Raw genomic sequence first — 15249 nt, 5'->3', positions numbered from 1 at the left:
TTGGGCGGCCGGACTTGCCGCGATGGGACCCGAAATGAACCAACACGAACACGATTCCGACCTGGGCGGCGGCAACGAGCCGCAGGACGTCGAAGGCGCGCTGATCGCCGAACTGGAAACCCTCCGCAACGAAGTGGACCAGCTGCGCGCGGCGTCGCTGCTCGAGCGCGCCGACCTGGACAACCAGCGCAAGCGCGTGGCGCGCGATATCGAGCAGGCGCGCAAGTTCGCCAACGAACGCCTGCTGGGCGACCTGCTGCCGGTATTCGACAGCCTGGACGCCGGGCTGGCAGCGGCGGGCAATGAGCCCAGTCCGCTGCGCGACGGGCTCGAGCTGACGTACAAGCAGTTGCTGAAAGTGGCCGGCGACAATGGCCTGACCCTGCTCGACCCTGCCGGCGAAGCCTTCAATCCCGAGCATCACCAGGCCATCAGCCAGGCCGATGCCCCCGGCGCGGACCCCGGCAGCGTGGTGCAGGTGTTCCAGAAGGGCTACGTACTCAATGGCCGCCTGCTGCGCCCGGCCCTGGTCGTCGTGGCAAAACACGACTGAACGCCTTCGCGGGGCGCTTGAACGGCGTCATCGCACCCTTATATCGAGACCATCCACCCGGCCACCGGCCGGATCCAGACAGAATTTGCTAGGGAGCATTCACCATGGGCAAGATCATCGGCATCGACCTCGGCACGACCAACTCGTGCGTGGCGATCATGGACGGCGGCAAGGCCCGCGTCATCGAAAACTCGGAAGGCGACCGCACCACGCCCTCCATCGTCGCCTACACCAAGGACGGCGAAGTGCTGGTGGGCGCGTCGGCCAAGCGCCAGGCGGTCACCAACCCGAAGAACACCTTCTACGCGGTGAAGCGCCTGATCGGCCGCAAGTTCACCGACGCGGAAGTGAAGAAGGACCTAGACCTGGTCCCGTACGCCATCATCCCGCATGAGAACGGCGACGCGTGGGTACAGACTTCCGACGGCAAGAAGCTGTCGGCGCAGGAAATCTCCGCGCGCATCCTGGAGAAGATGAAGAAGACGGCCGAAGCCTTCCTGGGCGAGACCGTCACCGAAGCCGTCATCACCGTGCCGGCCTACTTCAACGACAGCCAGCGCCAGGCCACCAAGGACGCGGGCAAGATCGCCGGCCTGGACGTCAAGCGCATCATCAACGAGCCGACCGCGGCCGCGCTGGCCTACGGCCTGGACAAGGGCGACGGCGGCGCCGACCGCAAGATCGTCGTCTATGACCTGGGTGGCGGCACGTTCGACGTCTCCATCATCGAGATCGCCAACGTCGACGGCGAGAAGCAGTTCGAAGTGCTGGCCACCAACGGCGACACCTTCCTGGGTGGCGAAGACTTCGACAAGCGCGTCATCGACTACCTCGTCGAGGAGTTCCAGAAGGACCAGGGCATCGACCTGCGCAAGGATCCGCTGGCCCTGCAGCGCCTGAAGGACGCCGCAGAGCGCGCCAAGATCGAGCTGTCCAGCTCGCAGCAGACCGAAGTGAACCTGCCGTACGTCACCGCCGACGCCTCGGGCCCGAAGCACCTCAACATCAAGCTGACCCGCGCCAAGCTGGAAGCGCTGGTGGAAGACCTGGTGAAGAAGACGATCGAGCCGTGCCGCATCGCGCTGAACGATGCCGGCCTGCGCGCCAGCGACATCGGCGAGGTCATCCTCGTCGGCGGCCAGACCCGCATGCCGAAGGTACAGCAGGCGGTGGCCGAGTTCTTCGGCAAGGAGCCGCGCAAGGACGTCAACCCCGATGAGGCCGTGGCGCTGGGCGCCGCGATCCAGGGCGGCGTGCTGGCCGGCGACGTCAAGGACGTGCTGCTGCTCGACGTGACCCCGCTGTCGCTGGGCATCGAGACGCTGGGCGGCGTGTTCACCAAGATCATCGAGAAGAACACCACCATCCCGACCAAGGCCTCGCAGACCTTCTCCACCGCCGAGGACAACCAGTCCGCGGTGACGGTGCATGTGCTGCAGGGTGAGCGCGAGCAGGCCCGCTTCAACAAGTCGCTGGCCAAGTTCGACCTGTCCGGCATCGAGCCGGCGCCGCGCGGCATGCCGCAGGTGGAGGTGTCGTTCGACATCGACGCCAACGGCATCCTGCACGTGTCGGCCAAGGACAAGAAGACCAACAAGGAACAGAAGGTCGAGATCAAGGCCGGTTCGGGCCTGTCCGAGGACGAGATCGCGCGCATGGTCGCCGATGCCGAGGCGCACCGCGAGGAAGACAAGAAGTTCCAGGAGCTGGTGCAGACGCGCAACCAGGCCGACGGCCTGCTGCACGCCACCCGCAGCGCCATCACCGAACACGGCAGCAAGGTGCCGGGCGACGTGATCGGCCGTGTCGAAGCCGCGATCGCCGACCTCGACACGGCGATGAAGGGCGACGACAAGGCGCAGATCGAAGCGAAGTCCAAGGCGTTGGAGGAAGCCGCCCAGTCGCTGTATGCAGCCGCCGCGTCGGAGCAGCCGGGCGCCGCCGATGCGGGCCAGGGCAACCCCGCGGACGACGTGGTCGATGCGGAATTCACCGAGGTGAAGGACGACAAGAAGCCGTAATGAGTGATTCGGGATTCGGGATTCGGAAAGGTGGAGCGCAAGCTCCACTTCTTCCGTCGCGGATCCTGGACATCGAACAGGCAGTTGCTTTTGCGAATCACCCATAACCCCTCACGAATCACGGCTCAATGAGCAAACGCGACTACTACGAAGTCCTGGGCGTGGCCCGCGACGCCAGTGACGAAGACCTGAAGAAGGCCTATCGCCGCTGCGCCATGAAGCACCACCCGGACCGCAATCCGGGCGATGCCGCCGCCGAGGCCGCGTTCAAGGAGTGCAAGGAGGCCTACGAGGTCTTGTCGGACGGCGCCAAGCGCCGCACCTACGACGCCCATGGGCATGCCGCGTTCGAACACGGCATGGGCGGCGGCGGTGCCGGTGGCCCCGACATGGGCGATATTTTCGGCGACATCTTCGGCAACATCTTCGGCGGAGGCGGTGCCCGCGCGGCGCGCCGCGGCGCGGATGTCGGCTACGTGATGGAGCTGGACCTAGAGGAAGCCGTCGCCGGGGTCGAAAAGCGCATCGACATTCCCTCGCTGGTCGCCTGCGCGCCGTGCAAGGGCTCGGGTTCGGCCGATGGCAAGGTGGAGACCTGCGGCACCTGCGGTGGACGCGGCAACGTCCGCATGCAGCGCGGCATCTTCGCCATGCAGCAGGCGTGTCCGGCCTGTGGTGGCCGCGGCCAGATCATCCGGAATCCCTGCACGGAATGCCATGGCGCCGGGCGCGTGGAAGAAGAAAAGGTCCTGTCGGTCAAGATTCCGGCCGGCGTGGACAACGGTGACCGCATCCGCCTGACCGGTGAGGGTGAAGCCGGCCCGCCAGGCACGCCGCCGGGTGACCTGTACGTGGAAGTGCGCGTGCGCGAACACGACATCTTCCAGCGCGATGGCGACGACCTGCACTGCGAAGTGCCCATCCGCATTTCGCAGGCGGCGCTGGGCGACACCGTGCGCGTTCCCACGCTGCATGGCGAGGCGGAGATCCGCATCCCCGCGGAAACGCAGACCGGCAAGCTGTTCCGCCTGCGCGGCAAGGGCGTCAAGTCCGTGCGCAGCCGCAGCGAGGGCGATCTGTACTGCCGCGTGGTGGTGGAAACGCCGGTCAACCTGACCCCCGAGCAGCGGGAACTGCTGGAGAAATTCGAGGCCACGTTCAGCGGCGACGAAGCGCGCAAGCACTCGCCGAAGTCGGCCACGTTCCTGGATGGCGTCAAGGGCTTCTGGGACCGCATGACCTCCTGATTTCATGCGCTACCCCGCCGCCCGCGCGGGCGAGCAGCTTGTGGCATCCTGCGACGGCCCCGGCGACCCCGGGGCCGTTTTCATTCAGGTCCACGATGAAGGGAGGCCGCGTGCATACGAACAAGGGGAAGTGGTGGGGAGTATTGGCGCTGGTCGTGCTGGCGCCCGCATGGGCGGCCGATGACCGGCCGTTGCAGGTCGAGCGCGAGTCGACGCGATTCGTGCTCAATGCCGATGGCAGTTTCGTGCAGGAGCAGGAAACTGCGATCAAGGTGCTGAAGGACAGCGCCCTGGAAGCCGCTAAGGATGCGTCGGTCAGCTACAGCACCAGCATCCAGAAGGCCGAGGTGGTCGAAGCCTACACGTTGAAGCCGGATGGCCGCCGCGTCGATGTGCCCAAGGGCAACTACCAGGTCAGCAGCAGTTCGGGGCGGGAGGGCGATTCGCCCATCTACTCCGACCAGACGACGCTTACCGTCGTGTTCCCGGAACTCGCCGTCGGCGACATCACGGTGTTCACGTACCGGGTGACGGCCACCCAGCCGATGTTTCCGGGCCATTTCTCGGTGATCCGCAATTACAGCCCGGCCGCGTACTACGGCGACGTGCAGGTGACCATCGATGCGCCGGAGGCGATGCAGGCCACGTGGCGCAACTGGCAGATGACCCAGCCCGCGGTCCAAACGCGCGACGGCCGCCGGATCGTGCGCTGGCAATGGAGCAACCGCCAGCCAGTCGACCGCGAGAGCCTGCGCGATACGGTCTTCACCGCCGACCGCTACCCGGGCTACGCGTTCTCCACCTTCGCCAGTTACGCCGACATCGCGGCGGCCTACGGTGGCCCGGCCAACGCCAAGGCGGCACTGACGCCCCGGTTGCGCACGCTCGCCGCGGAGATCGCGGGCAAGAGCAAGGACACGCGCGAGACGGCGAAGAAGCTCTACGAATGGGTCTCCACGAAGATCACCTATGCGGGTAACTGCATCGGCCTGGGCGCCGTGGTGCCGCGCGACCTGGACGTGGTCCTCGACAACCGCATGGGCGACTGCAAGGACCACGCGACCCTGCTGCAGGCGCTGCTGAAGGCGCGCGGCATCGACAGCACCCAGGCACTGATCAATGCGGGAGGCACGTACACACTGCCGGACATCCCGGTCGCGTCGGTCGTCAACCACGTGATCAACTACATCCCCAGCCTGGACCTGTACGTGGACTCCACCGCGGCCACGGCACCCTTCGGCAGCCTGCCGGACGGCGCTGCTGGCAAGCCGGTGCTGCTGGTGGACGGCCATCGCGACGGCGCCACGACGCCGGCGACGCAGGTGGGCTCGGAATGGCAGAAGTTGCGCACGGCCATCCGCATCCAGCCCGACGGCTCGATCAAGGGCACGCAGCGGGTGGAATTGAGCGGGCGCATGGCGGTCGCTGCGCGGTCGCAGTTCCGCAACTTTGGCGCGGGCGACGCCGACAAGCTGGTCCGCAACTACTTCCGGGGGAACGCCCTGACCGCGAACGGCAAGGTGACGTACGACGATCCGGTGCCGATGCTGGAGACCTTCAACATGGAGGCGGACTTCGAGGTCGACCGGATGATTCCGACGACCGGCGGCTTCCAGGTGCAGCCCTGGTTCCTCAGTTTCACCCCGGTCTCCATGCTGGTGGCCTCGCAGCTCGGCGACCCGGACCAGCCGGAAGGCGAGAGCAGTTGCGGCGCTTACCACTCGGACGAGGAATACACGTTCGAGTTTCCTGCCTTGATGCGGATCATCGCCGTGCCGAAGGACGTCAGCCTGCACGAGGGTACGCTGAGCTACGCCTCGACGTTCCGCCAGGAAGGCGCCCGCTTGTATGTCCGGCGCACACTGGATGACCGGACGCCGGGACCGGTGTGCTCGCCCGAGTACAACGAGGGTTTCTCCCAGGTCATGCGGAAGATCATGCCCGACCTGCGCGCGCAGGTGGTCTACCTGACAGAGGAAGGAGCGGTGAAGCAGTGAGCGCCGATCGGTGCAGCGCGTGACGCCCAATCTCCCTCCGCTGATCGGCATCGTCGGCAGCGCAGGCGCCTATGGCCGCTGGCTGCAGCATTTCTTCCGCGTGCGCATGGGTCTGGAGGTGATCGGCCACGACCCGGCCGATCCCGCCTCGGCAGACGAGGCCGAACTCGTGCGGCGGGCGGATGTCCTGGTTTTCTCGGCGCCGATCCGCCACACCGGGGCGCTGGTCGCCCGGTATGCGGCGCTTGCCGGGGGAAGCGAGGCTGGCCGGTTGTGGCTGGATGTCACCTCGATCAAGGCTGTGCCGGTAGCGGCGATGCTGGCCTCGCGCGCCGAGGTGGTCGGCCTGCATCCGATGACCGCGCCGCCCAAGGCCCCGACCCTGAAGGGCAGGGTGATGGTGGTCTGCGAGGCGCGCCTCGACACATGGCGGCCTTGGGTGGTGTCGCTCCTTGCTGCAATCGAGGCGGAATGCGTGCAGGCGACGCCCGAGCAGCACGACCGGGTCATGGCGCTGGTGCAGGCCATGGTGCATGCCTCGCATCTGGCCCAGGCGGGCGTCCTGCGTGCGCAGTCGGCGCGGATCGGCGACCTGGCCGCGTTGATGCCGTTCCGCTCCGCATCCTTCGAGATGGATGCGGCGATCATCGCGCGCATCCTGTCGTTGAATCCGGCCATCTACGAAGACATCCAGTTCGGGAACCCCTATGCCGGCGAAACACTGCGGGCGCTGGGCACGCAGATCACCCGGATGGCGTCGCTGGTGGGCGAGGGGACGGACATGGCGCGCGCGGCGTTCCGCGAAGAATTCCTGCGCGAAAACCGCGACGCCTTCGGCGACACGACACTGGCCGAGGGCAACTACAGCTACGAGCGCATCGGCTACCTGCTGGCCGATCTTGCCGGCGCGCAGGCGCTCAGCGTGCACCTGCCGGAAGACAGGCCGGGCTCTCTGCGTGCTCTGCTGCACGTGTTCGAGCGGCACGCCGTCAGCCTGTCATCGATCCATTCATCGCGCACGCCGGAGGGCGAAGTGCATTTCCGCATCGGATTCGATGCGGACGTGGACCGCATGGCGCTGGCCCGCGTGGTGGGTGACATCGACGGCACGGGCCTGGGGAAGGTGTTGGCATGAGTGCGCCGACGGAGATGAGCGCCTTGGCCATCGATGGGGTGCTCGCGGGGAAGGCTGTCGAGTTCACCCGTCCCGGCAGTCGCAGCGCGATCGCGAAATCACCGCTGGAGGGCAGGCAGCGGGTCACCCTGCTGGGCATCCTCGGTGACGAGCAGGGCGACCTGCGCGTGCATGGCGGGCCGGACAAGGCCATCCATCACTACCCTGCGGACCACTACGCCCGATGGCGCGACGATATCGGGGCGCATCCATTGCTCGATGCTCCCGGTGCATTCGGCGAAAACATCAGTACGCATGGCATGGCCGAGGACGCGATCTGTCTTGGCGACCGCTTCCGGCTGGGCACGGCGCTGGTGGAGGTATCCCAGTCCCGGCAGCCGTGCTGGAAACTGTCGGACCGTTTCGCCGTGTCCGACATGGCCCGTCGCGTGCAGGACTCGGGGCGGACCGGCTGGTACTACCGCGTGCTCGAAGAGGGAGAAGTGCAGGCAGGTGACCGCATGACGCTGGAGGCGCGGCCCCATCCCGCGTGGCCACTCGCGCGCCTGATCGAGCTGCTGTACCGGCGATCGCCAGAGCCCGGCCTGCTGCGCGAGGTGCTGGTGCTGCCACTGGTACCGTCATGGCGGACGTTGTTCGAACGCCGCCTTGCGCAGGGCGCCATCGAGGATTGGGGCAAGCGGTTGACGGGCGCTTCTTCGCACGAATGAAACAACGCATGGCGCTTCATGCATACGGCGTCTCGCCAGATACATGCGTTTACTCGACAGGGTGGTGGCGTCCCACTAGCATCGCGTGTGTCCGGTGCCGGCACGCATGGCATCGCTTTCATCATCCGCAGGGAGTGTGGGGAGATGAGCCGGGATAACAGGTTGACGTCGTTGTCGTCAGTGCGGCCTGACATGCGAAGCGGCGAAGCGGCATCGTCGGCTGCCGACGATATTGCGTTGCTGCAGCGCATCGTCGCGGCGCAAAGCGAAATCGCCGCCGCAGGTCCCGAACCGCAGGAGGTCGTGGACGCGATCACCCATCGTGCGCAGGAACTCACCCGCTCAGCCGGCGCGGTGCTGGAAATCCGCGATGGCGACGTGATGCGCTACTGGTCGGCCAGCGGGATCGCGCAAGGGCAGGTCGGCTTCAGCCTGCCGGTGTCCGGCAGCTTGTCCGGCCGCTGCATCGAAGAGCAGCAGGTGTTGAGATGCGATGACAGCGAAGTGGATCCGCGCGTCAATCGTGACGCGTGCCGCAGCGTGGGGTTGCGTTCGATGCTGGTCGCGCCGCTGAGCTTCCGTGGACAGGTGGTGGGTGTGCTGAAGGTCCTGGCGACCACGCCCGCCGCCTACGCGGATACGGATTGCAGGACGCTCGAGCATTTGAGCACGCTCGTGGCCGCGAGCATGTACAAGGCCATCGAACATGCGCAGATGCGCGCAGCGCTGGATGCCCGCATGGGCCAGGGCGAACGCGAGCGGCGCCATGCGCAGGACGCCCGGGAGCGACTGCTGCAGGTGCTGGAAGGGGCGCAGCTCACGGCAGCCCTGCAGCCGATCGTCCGGCTCGCCGACGGCGTGGTGGTGGGGTACGAGGCGCTTGCGCGGTTTCCGCTGGAGTACGACCTGTCGACAGGCCGCTGGTTCGAGGATGCGGCGAGCAGCGGCTTGAGCGTGGAACTGGAGCTGGCCGCCGCAGCGGTCGCCCTGGCGCGGTTGCCCTCCGTTCCCGATGACGCCTTCCTCGCCGTCAACGTATCGCCCGAAACCGCCTGCAATGCACGATTCCACGACCTGCTCGCCGGTCACGCCCCGCAACGGCTGGTGCTGGAAATCACCGAACACACCGCCGTGGAAGATTACGCGCGCCTTGGCCAGTGCCTGTCCTCGCTGCAGCAGGCCGGCGTCCGCATCGCCGTGGACGATACCGGGGCAGGTTTCGCCAGCTTGCGCCATGTGCTGAGGTTGGCGCCGGACATCATCAAGCTCGACATCACGCTGGTGCGTGAAATCGACCAGCGTCCACGCGTGCAATCGCTCGTGGCGGCGCTCCTGACGTTCGCGCAGGGCACGCAGGCGGAACTGATCGCCGAAGGCGTCGAGAACGAACGGCAACTGCAGACGCTGAAGGAGCTCGGGGTGCCGTTCGCACAGGGATTCCACCTGGGCTATCCGCAGGTTCCCTGATCCGGACATTCCCGGTTCGCGTTGGCATCACGCGCCCGCTACCATGCCTGCATGGACACTTCCCCGACACGTCTCCTGATCCACGGTGCCTCCGGCCGGATGGGCCAGGCCTTGCTTCGACTGGCTGCCGAGCAGCCTGCGGTGTACCAGACCGTGGCGGCCGTGACGCGACGCGCGCCTGCGCAGCGGGTGGTGGATGGCGTGCCCCACTTCGCGGCCAGCGAGCTGGCGGGCGTGCCCGACTTCGACGTGGCGATCGATTTCAGCCTGCCGGAAGGGTTCGACCCGGTGCTGGCGCTGTGCACCGACCGTGGTCGGGCACTCGTCTCCGGCACCACCGGCATATCCCCGGTGCAGCAGGAGGCATTGGCCGCGGCCAGTGGACGCATTCCGCTGGTGTGGGCGACGAATTTCAGCCTGGGCGTGGCAGTGCTGGCCGACGTGGTCGAACGCGTGGCGGCGGCGTTGCCGGGGTGGGACGTGGACATCGTGGAGTCGCACCATGTCCACAAGAAGGATGCCCCGTCCGGCACCGCATTGACGCTGGGACAGGCCGCCGGCAGTGCGGGCGCGCAGGTGCACTACGCCAGCCTGCGGGCCGGCGACATTGTCGGTGAACATACCGTGCAGTTCGCCGGGCTCGGCGAGCGCATCGAGCTGACCCACCGTGCCACGCATCGTGATGTCTTCGCGCGTGGTGCCCTGCACGTCGCGCGCGTGCTGTCAGGACGCCCGCCGGGCGCCTATCACGTGCGCGATCTGCTGGATTGAAGGCCGGCCGGGCGTCCCGATACGGACGCCGGAATATGAACACGCCTCGCCGCGGGCGGGCGCTGTCCGTCGGACAGGCAAAAAAACGGTGGCGCTGAACAGGCCATCCCCGTACAATTCCCGCTCGCCTGTTACCCATCGCCACGGACCGGATAAATGCCGCGTTCGCGGTTTCTTGCAGCCGCAAGTCGGTGGGGCAGGGTTCCTCCACCCCAAGGCGAACCCCGTGACACGACCCGCAATTCTCGTACTCGAAGACGGCACCGTATTCGAGGGCGACTCCGTAGGCGCCGACGGCCTTTCGGTCGGCGAAGTGGTGTTCAACACCGCGATGACCGGCTATCAGGAAATCCTGACCGACCCGTCCTACGCCCGCCAACTGGTCACCCTGACCTATCCCCACATCGGCAATACAGGCTGCACCGACCAGGACGACGAAGCCGCCAAGGTCTGGTGCGCCGGTCTCATCGTGCGCGACGTGCCGCGCCGCCCCAGCAGCTGGCGCAGCCAGCAGGCTCTGCCGGAGTGGCTGCAATCACGCGGCATCGTGGCCATTGCCGGCATCGACACCCGCAAGCTGACGCGCATCCTGCGCGAGCGCGGTGCGCAGAACGGCGCACTGATGGCGGGCGAGGGCATCAACGCGGAGATGGCGCTGGAAGCGGCGCGCAAGTTCCCCGGACTGAAAGGCATGGACCTGGCCAAGGTGGTCAGCACCGACAAACCGTATCCCTGGCGCGACGGCCAGTTGGACCTGGACCGCAACGCGTTCGTGCAGGCGCCGGCGAAGTTCAAGGTCGTGGCGTACGACTTCGGCGTGAAGCACAACATCCTGCGCATGCTGGCCGAACGCGGTTGCGACGTGACCGTGGTGCCCGCGCAGACCAGCGCCGCCGACGTGCTCGCGCTGCAGCCGGATGGCGTGTTCCTGTCCAACGGCCCGGGCGACCCCGCGCCGTGCGACTACGCCATCACCGCCATCCGCGAGTTCATCGCGAAGAAGGTGCCGACGTTCGGCATCTGCCTGGGCCACCAGCTGCTGGCCCTGGCGGCCGGCGCGCAGACCATGAAGATGGGCCACGGCCACCACGGTGCCAATCACCCGGTGCAGGATCTCGACAGCGGTCGCGTGATGATCACTTCGCAGAACCACGGCTTCGCGGTGGATGAAGCGACGCTGCCGGCCAACGTGCGCGTGATCCATCGTTCGCTGTTCGACGGCACCAACCAGGGCATCGAACTGACGGATGCCCCCGCCTTCTCGTTCCAGGGACATCCGGAGGCATCGCCGGGCCCGCATGATGTATCGCCCTTGTTCGATCGGTTCGTGGCCTCGATGGAGGCACGCTGATGCGCGTGCGCCTTGCTGTCACCGCTGTGCTGATGGCGCTTGCGCTGCCGGCTGCCGCCGCCACGCCCGGTGAAAAGCAGATCGACGAGATGACCGACCTGCTGGTCAGCATGTTGCCGGTCGGCGCCATCATGGAAGAGGCAGCCGGCGAGAATCCCGCCTGGCCGGTGCAGGACAAGCCCGATGCCGTCACGCCCGTGCAGTTGGCCTGCCTGCGCAGCGAACTTTCCCGCGACGGCTTCCGCCGCGTGAAGCGGGCTGAAGTGGTCGAGTACGCACAGGCACATCCGGGCCGGTTCGACGAAGAATTGCGCCTGGTCCGCACGGCGGCGCCGGTGTTCGGCAGCATCGTGCAGGCCGGCATCGCCTCGGCGAAGACGGAAACCGACCTGGATCCCGCCGACCTGATGCGAACGGCCAGTGCCGACCAGTTGCTGGCACTGCTCACCATCGCGCGCGATCCCGAGTACCGCGATTTCCGCGCACTGAGTGGCTTCGGCGACGTGCTCGCCGGCGACGGCGACAAGGCCGACGGCAAGTCGGTGGGCGAGATGGCGGCCATCAAGATGATGTTCCAGGGCATGAAGGCGTGCGATGTGTCGCCAGGTGCCCTGATGTGATGTGCACCCGTGCGCGCCCATGCGCGCCGGGACAAGAGGTGGAGCGTGGCCCGTCCATCGCCCCTGTCGGACGCGCCCCTGGAGCAGATGCCCAGGGCGGCGGCCCCACACAATCCGAGAAGTAGATTCCCATGCCCAAGCGCAACGACCTTAAAACCATCCTGATCATCGGCGCAGGCCCGATCGTCATCGGCCAGGCCTGCGAGTTCGATTATTCCGGCGCGCAGGCGTGCAAGGCGCTGCGCGAAGAGGGATACCGGGTGGTGCTGGTCAACAGCAATCCGGCGACCATCATGACCGATCCGGAAATGGCGGATGCGGTCTATATCGAGCCCATCAACTGGCAGACGGTCGAGAAGATCATCGCCAAGGAGAAGCCCGATGCGCTGCTGCCGACCATGGGTGGCCAGACCGCGCTGAACTGCGCGCTGGACCTGGCCGACAACGGCGTGCTGGAGAAATACGGCGTCGAACTGATCGGCGCCAAGCGCGAAGCCATCCGCATGGCCGAGGATCGCGAGCTGTTCCGCGTGGCGATGGGCGAGATCGGACTGGAATGTCCGAAAGCCGCCGTGGCCCACACGCTGGAAGAAGCGCTGGAGATCCAGACCCGCGTCGGCTATCCCACCATCATCCGCCCCAGCTTCACCCTGGGCGGCAGCGGCGGCGGCATCGCCTACAACCGCGAAGAGCTGATCGACATTGTCACCCGCGGCCTGGAACTGTCGCCGACCACCGAGGTGCTGGTGGAGGAATCGGTGCTGGGCTGGAAGGAATTCGAGATGGAAGTGGTCCGCGACACGGCGGACAACTGCATCATCGTCTGCTCCATCGAGAACCTCGACCCGATGGGCGTGCACACCGGTGACAGCATCACGGTCGCACCCGCGCAGACCCTGACCGACAAGGAGTACCAGCGCCTGCGCGATGCCTCCATCGCGGTGCTGCGCAAGATCGGCGTGGATACCGGTGGCTCGAACGTGCAGTTCGGCATCAATGCACAGACCGGCCGCGTGGTCGTCATCGAGATGAATCCGCGCGTGTCGCGTTCGTCCGCGCTGGCCTCGAAGGCCACCGGCTTCCCGATCGCCAAGGTCGCGGCCAAGCTGGCCGTGGGCTACACGCTGGATGAACTGAAGAACGAGATCACCGGTGGCCTCACCCCGGCGTCGTTCGAGCCGGCCATCGACTACGTGGTCACCAAGATCCCGCGCTTCGCGTTCGAGAAGTTCCCGCAAGCCGATGCCCGCCTGACCACCCAGATGAAGTCGGTGGGCGAGGTGATGGCGATGGGCCGCACCTTCCAGGAATCGCTGCAGAAGGCGCTGCGCGGCCTGGAAACCGGCAAGGTCGGGCTCGATCCGACCGGCCTGGACCTCACCAGCGAAGACGACCTGACCACGCTGCGGCGCGAACTGAAGGCGCCCGGCCCGGAGCGCCTGTTCCATGTCGCCGATGCCTTCCGTGCCGGCATGACCGTGGAGCAGGTGCACGCGCTGTCGTTCATCGACCCGTGGTTCCTCGACCAGATGGAAGAGATCATCGCCGCCGAGCAGCAACTGGCCACCGATGGGCTCGGCTCGCTGGACAAGGCGCGCATGCGCCATCTCAAGCGCATGGGTTTCTCGGATGCGCGCCTGGCGCAACTGGCGAACACGAATGAGACCGCCGTGCGCGTGCTGCGCAAGGCGCTGGGGGTGAAGCCTGTCTACAAGCGCGTGGACTCGTGCGCGGCCGAGTTCGCCACCAGCACCGCGTACCTGTATTCGACCTACGAGGACGAGTGCGAGGCCGAGCCGACCAACCGCGACAAGATCATGATCCTGGGCGGTGGCCCGAACCGGATCGGGCAGGGCATCGAGTTCGACTACTGCTGCGTGCATGCAGCGCTCGCGCTGCGCGAGGACGGATTCGAGACCATCATGGTCAACTGCAATCCGGAAACCGTGTCCACCGACTACGACACCTCGGACCGCCTGTATTTCGAGCCGCTCACGCTGGAAGACGTGCTGGCGATCGTCGAACTGGAGCAGCCCAAGGGCGTGATCGTGCAGTACGGCGGGCAGACCCCGCTGAAGCTGGCGCAGGCCCTGGAAGCCAATGGCGTGCCGATCATCGGCACGTCGCCGGACTCCATCGACCTAGCCGAAGACCGCGAGCGTTTCCAGCAACTGGTCGACAGGCTGGGCCTGAAGCAGCCGCCGAACCGCATCGCCCGGAACGACCAGGAAGCCCTGCTGCTGGCCCGCGAAATCGGCTATCCGCTGGTGGTGCGTCCGTCGTATGTGCTGGGCGGACGCGCGATGGAGATCGTCTATGGCGAATCCGACCTGGCCCGCTACGTGCGCGACGCGGTCAAGGTCTCCAACGATTCGCCGGTGCTGCTCGACCGCTTCCTCGACAATGCGGTGGAAGTGGACGTGGACATCATCGCCGACCCGGAAGGCAACGTGCTGATCGGTGGCGTGATGGAGCACATCGAGGAGGCGGGCGTGCACTCGGGCGATTCGTCCTGCTCGCTGCCGCCGTACTCGCTGTCGGCCAAGACGCAGGACGAACTGCGCCGGCAGGTGGTGGAACTGGCCAAGGCACTGAAGGTCGTCGGCCTGATGAACACCCAGTTCGCCATCCAGGCCGCCGAGGATGGCGGTGACGACATCGTCTACCTGCTGGAAGTGAACCCGCGCGCCTCGCGTACGGTGCCGTTCGTGTCCAAGGCCACCGGCATGCCGCTGGCCAAGATCGCGGCCCGCTGCATGGCCGGCAAGACGCTGGCCGGGCAGGGCGCCACCCGGGAGATCGTGCCGGACTACTACTCGGTGAAGGAGGCGATTTTCCCGTTCGCCAAGTTCCAGGGCGTGGACCCGATCCTGGGCCCGGAAATGCGTTCCACCGGCGAAGTCATGGGCGTGGGCCGCAGCTTCGGTGCCGCCATGGCGCGCGCGCAGGAAGCAGGTGGCATCAAGGCGCCGCCGGTCGGCAAGGTTTTCATCTCGGTACGCGACCCGGACAAGAAGCGCGTGCTGCCGGTGGCGCAGGAGCTGGTCGGCCGCGGTTACAGCATCGTGGCCACCGCCGGGACCGCCGCATGGCTGCGTGAGCGCGGCATCGACTGCGAGCAGGTGAACAAGGTGGTCGAGGGCCGTCCGCACGTGGTGGACCTGATCAAGAACGGCGAGATCGTGTATATCGTCAACACGACGGAAGGACGCCAGGCCATTGCCGACTCCTTCTCGATCCGGCGCGAGGCGTTGCAGCACCGCGTCACCTACTCAACCACCGTTGCCGGCGCCAAGGCGCTGGTGCATTCGCTGGAATACCGTGGCACGGGCCCGGTGCTGGCGTTGCAGGAACTGCACAAGGAGCTTCAAGGGTGA

The 15249-nt window shown here is 66.7% G+C and carries 11 protein-coding genes; all 11 read left to right on the top strand.

Annotated elements, in window-relative coordinates; translation table 11 throughout:
- Window positions 1-34: 34 nt before the first annotated feature.
- The 11 genes from grpE (at window position 35) to carB (ending at window position 15249) form a co-directional block, all read left to right on the top strand.
- Window positions 35-553 (top strand): nucleotide exchange factor GrpE, encoded by a 519-nt coding sequence (gene grpE, locus WBN46_RS00310; RefSeq protein ID WP_142125400.1) that lies wholly within the window; start codon window positions 35-37, stop codon window positions 551-553.
- A gap of 104 nt (window positions 554-657) precedes the next feature.
- Window positions 658-2574, top strand: a complete 1917-nt coding sequence (dnaK, locus tag WBN46_RS00305) for a molecular chaperone DnaK (protein ID WP_337729825.1) — start codon at window positions 658-660, stop codon at window positions 2572-2574.
- 128 nt (window positions 2575-2702) lie between these two features.
- A complete protein-coding gene (gene dnaJ / locus WBN46_RS00300) occupies window positions 2703-3821 on the top strand; it encodes a molecular chaperone DnaJ (RefSeq protein WP_192201123.1) in 1119 nt (372 codons plus the stop codon).
- 110 nt (window positions 3822-3931) lie between these two features.
- Window positions 3932-5818: a DUF3857 and transglutaminase domain-containing protein gene (locus WBN46_RS00295; protein WP_337729824.1), complete on the top strand. Its 1887-nt coding sequence runs from the start codon at window positions 3932-3934 to the stop codon at window positions 5816-5818.
- Between the two features lie 19 nt (window positions 5819-5837).
- The gene (locus WBN46_RS00290) at window positions 5838-6953 is read left to right on the top strand and encodes a prephenate dehydrogenase (RefSeq protein WP_337729823.1); all 1116 of its coding nucleotides are present in this window, start codon (window positions 5838-5840) and stop codon (window positions 6951-6953) included.
- A complete protein-coding gene (locus WBN46_RS00285) occupies window positions 6950-7663 on the top strand; it encodes an MOSC domain-containing protein (protein ID WP_337729822.1) in 714 nt (237 codons plus the stop codon). The genes WBN46_RS00290 and WBN46_RS00285 overlap by 4 nt, the downstream gene beginning before the upstream one ends.
- A 192-nt stretch (window positions 7664-7855) precedes the next feature.
- Window positions 7856-9130 (top strand): EAL domain-containing protein, encoded by a 1275-nt coding sequence (locus tag WBN46_RS00280; protein WP_337729821.1) that lies wholly within the window; start codon window positions 7856-7858, stop codon window positions 9128-9130.
- Between the two features lie 51 nt (window positions 9131-9181).
- Window positions 9182-9901, top strand: a complete 720-nt coding sequence (dapB, locus tag WBN46_RS00275) for a 4-hydroxy-tetrahydrodipicolinate reductase (RefSeq protein ID WP_337729820.1) — start codon at window positions 9182-9184, stop codon at window positions 9899-9901.
- Window positions 9902-10127: 226 nt separating this feature from the next.
- Window positions 10128-11252 carry a glutamine-hydrolyzing carbamoyl-phosphate synthase small subunit gene (gene carA / locus WBN46_RS00270; protein WP_337729819.1) on the top strand — a complete coding sequence of 375 codons (1125 nt, stop codon included), beginning with the start codon at window positions 10128-10130 and terminating at the stop codon, window positions 11250-11252.
- Complete coding sequence (locus WBN46_RS00265) at window positions 11252-11872, top strand: hypothetical protein (protein WP_337729818.1); 621 nt, start codon at window positions 11252-11254, stop codon at window positions 11870-11872. Before carA ends, WBN46_RS00265 begins: the two co-directional genes overlap by 1 nt.
- A gap of 131 nt (window positions 11873-12003) precedes the next feature.
- Window positions 12004-15249 carry a carbamoyl-phosphate synthase large subunit gene (carB, locus tag WBN46_RS00260; protein WP_337729817.1) on the top strand — a complete coding sequence of 1082 codons (3246 nt, stop codon included), beginning with the start codon at window positions 12004-12006 and terminating at the stop codon, window positions 15247-15249.

The sequence above is a fragment of the Pseudoxanthomonas sp. CCNWLW251 genome (assembly GCF_037402255.1).
Lineage (GTDB): Bacteria > Pseudomonadota > Gammaproteobacteria > Xanthomonadales > Xanthomonadaceae > Pseudoxanthomonas_A.
Note: the sequence above shows the minus strand (reverse complement) of the source record. Positions and strands in the feature narration are given on the sequence as shown.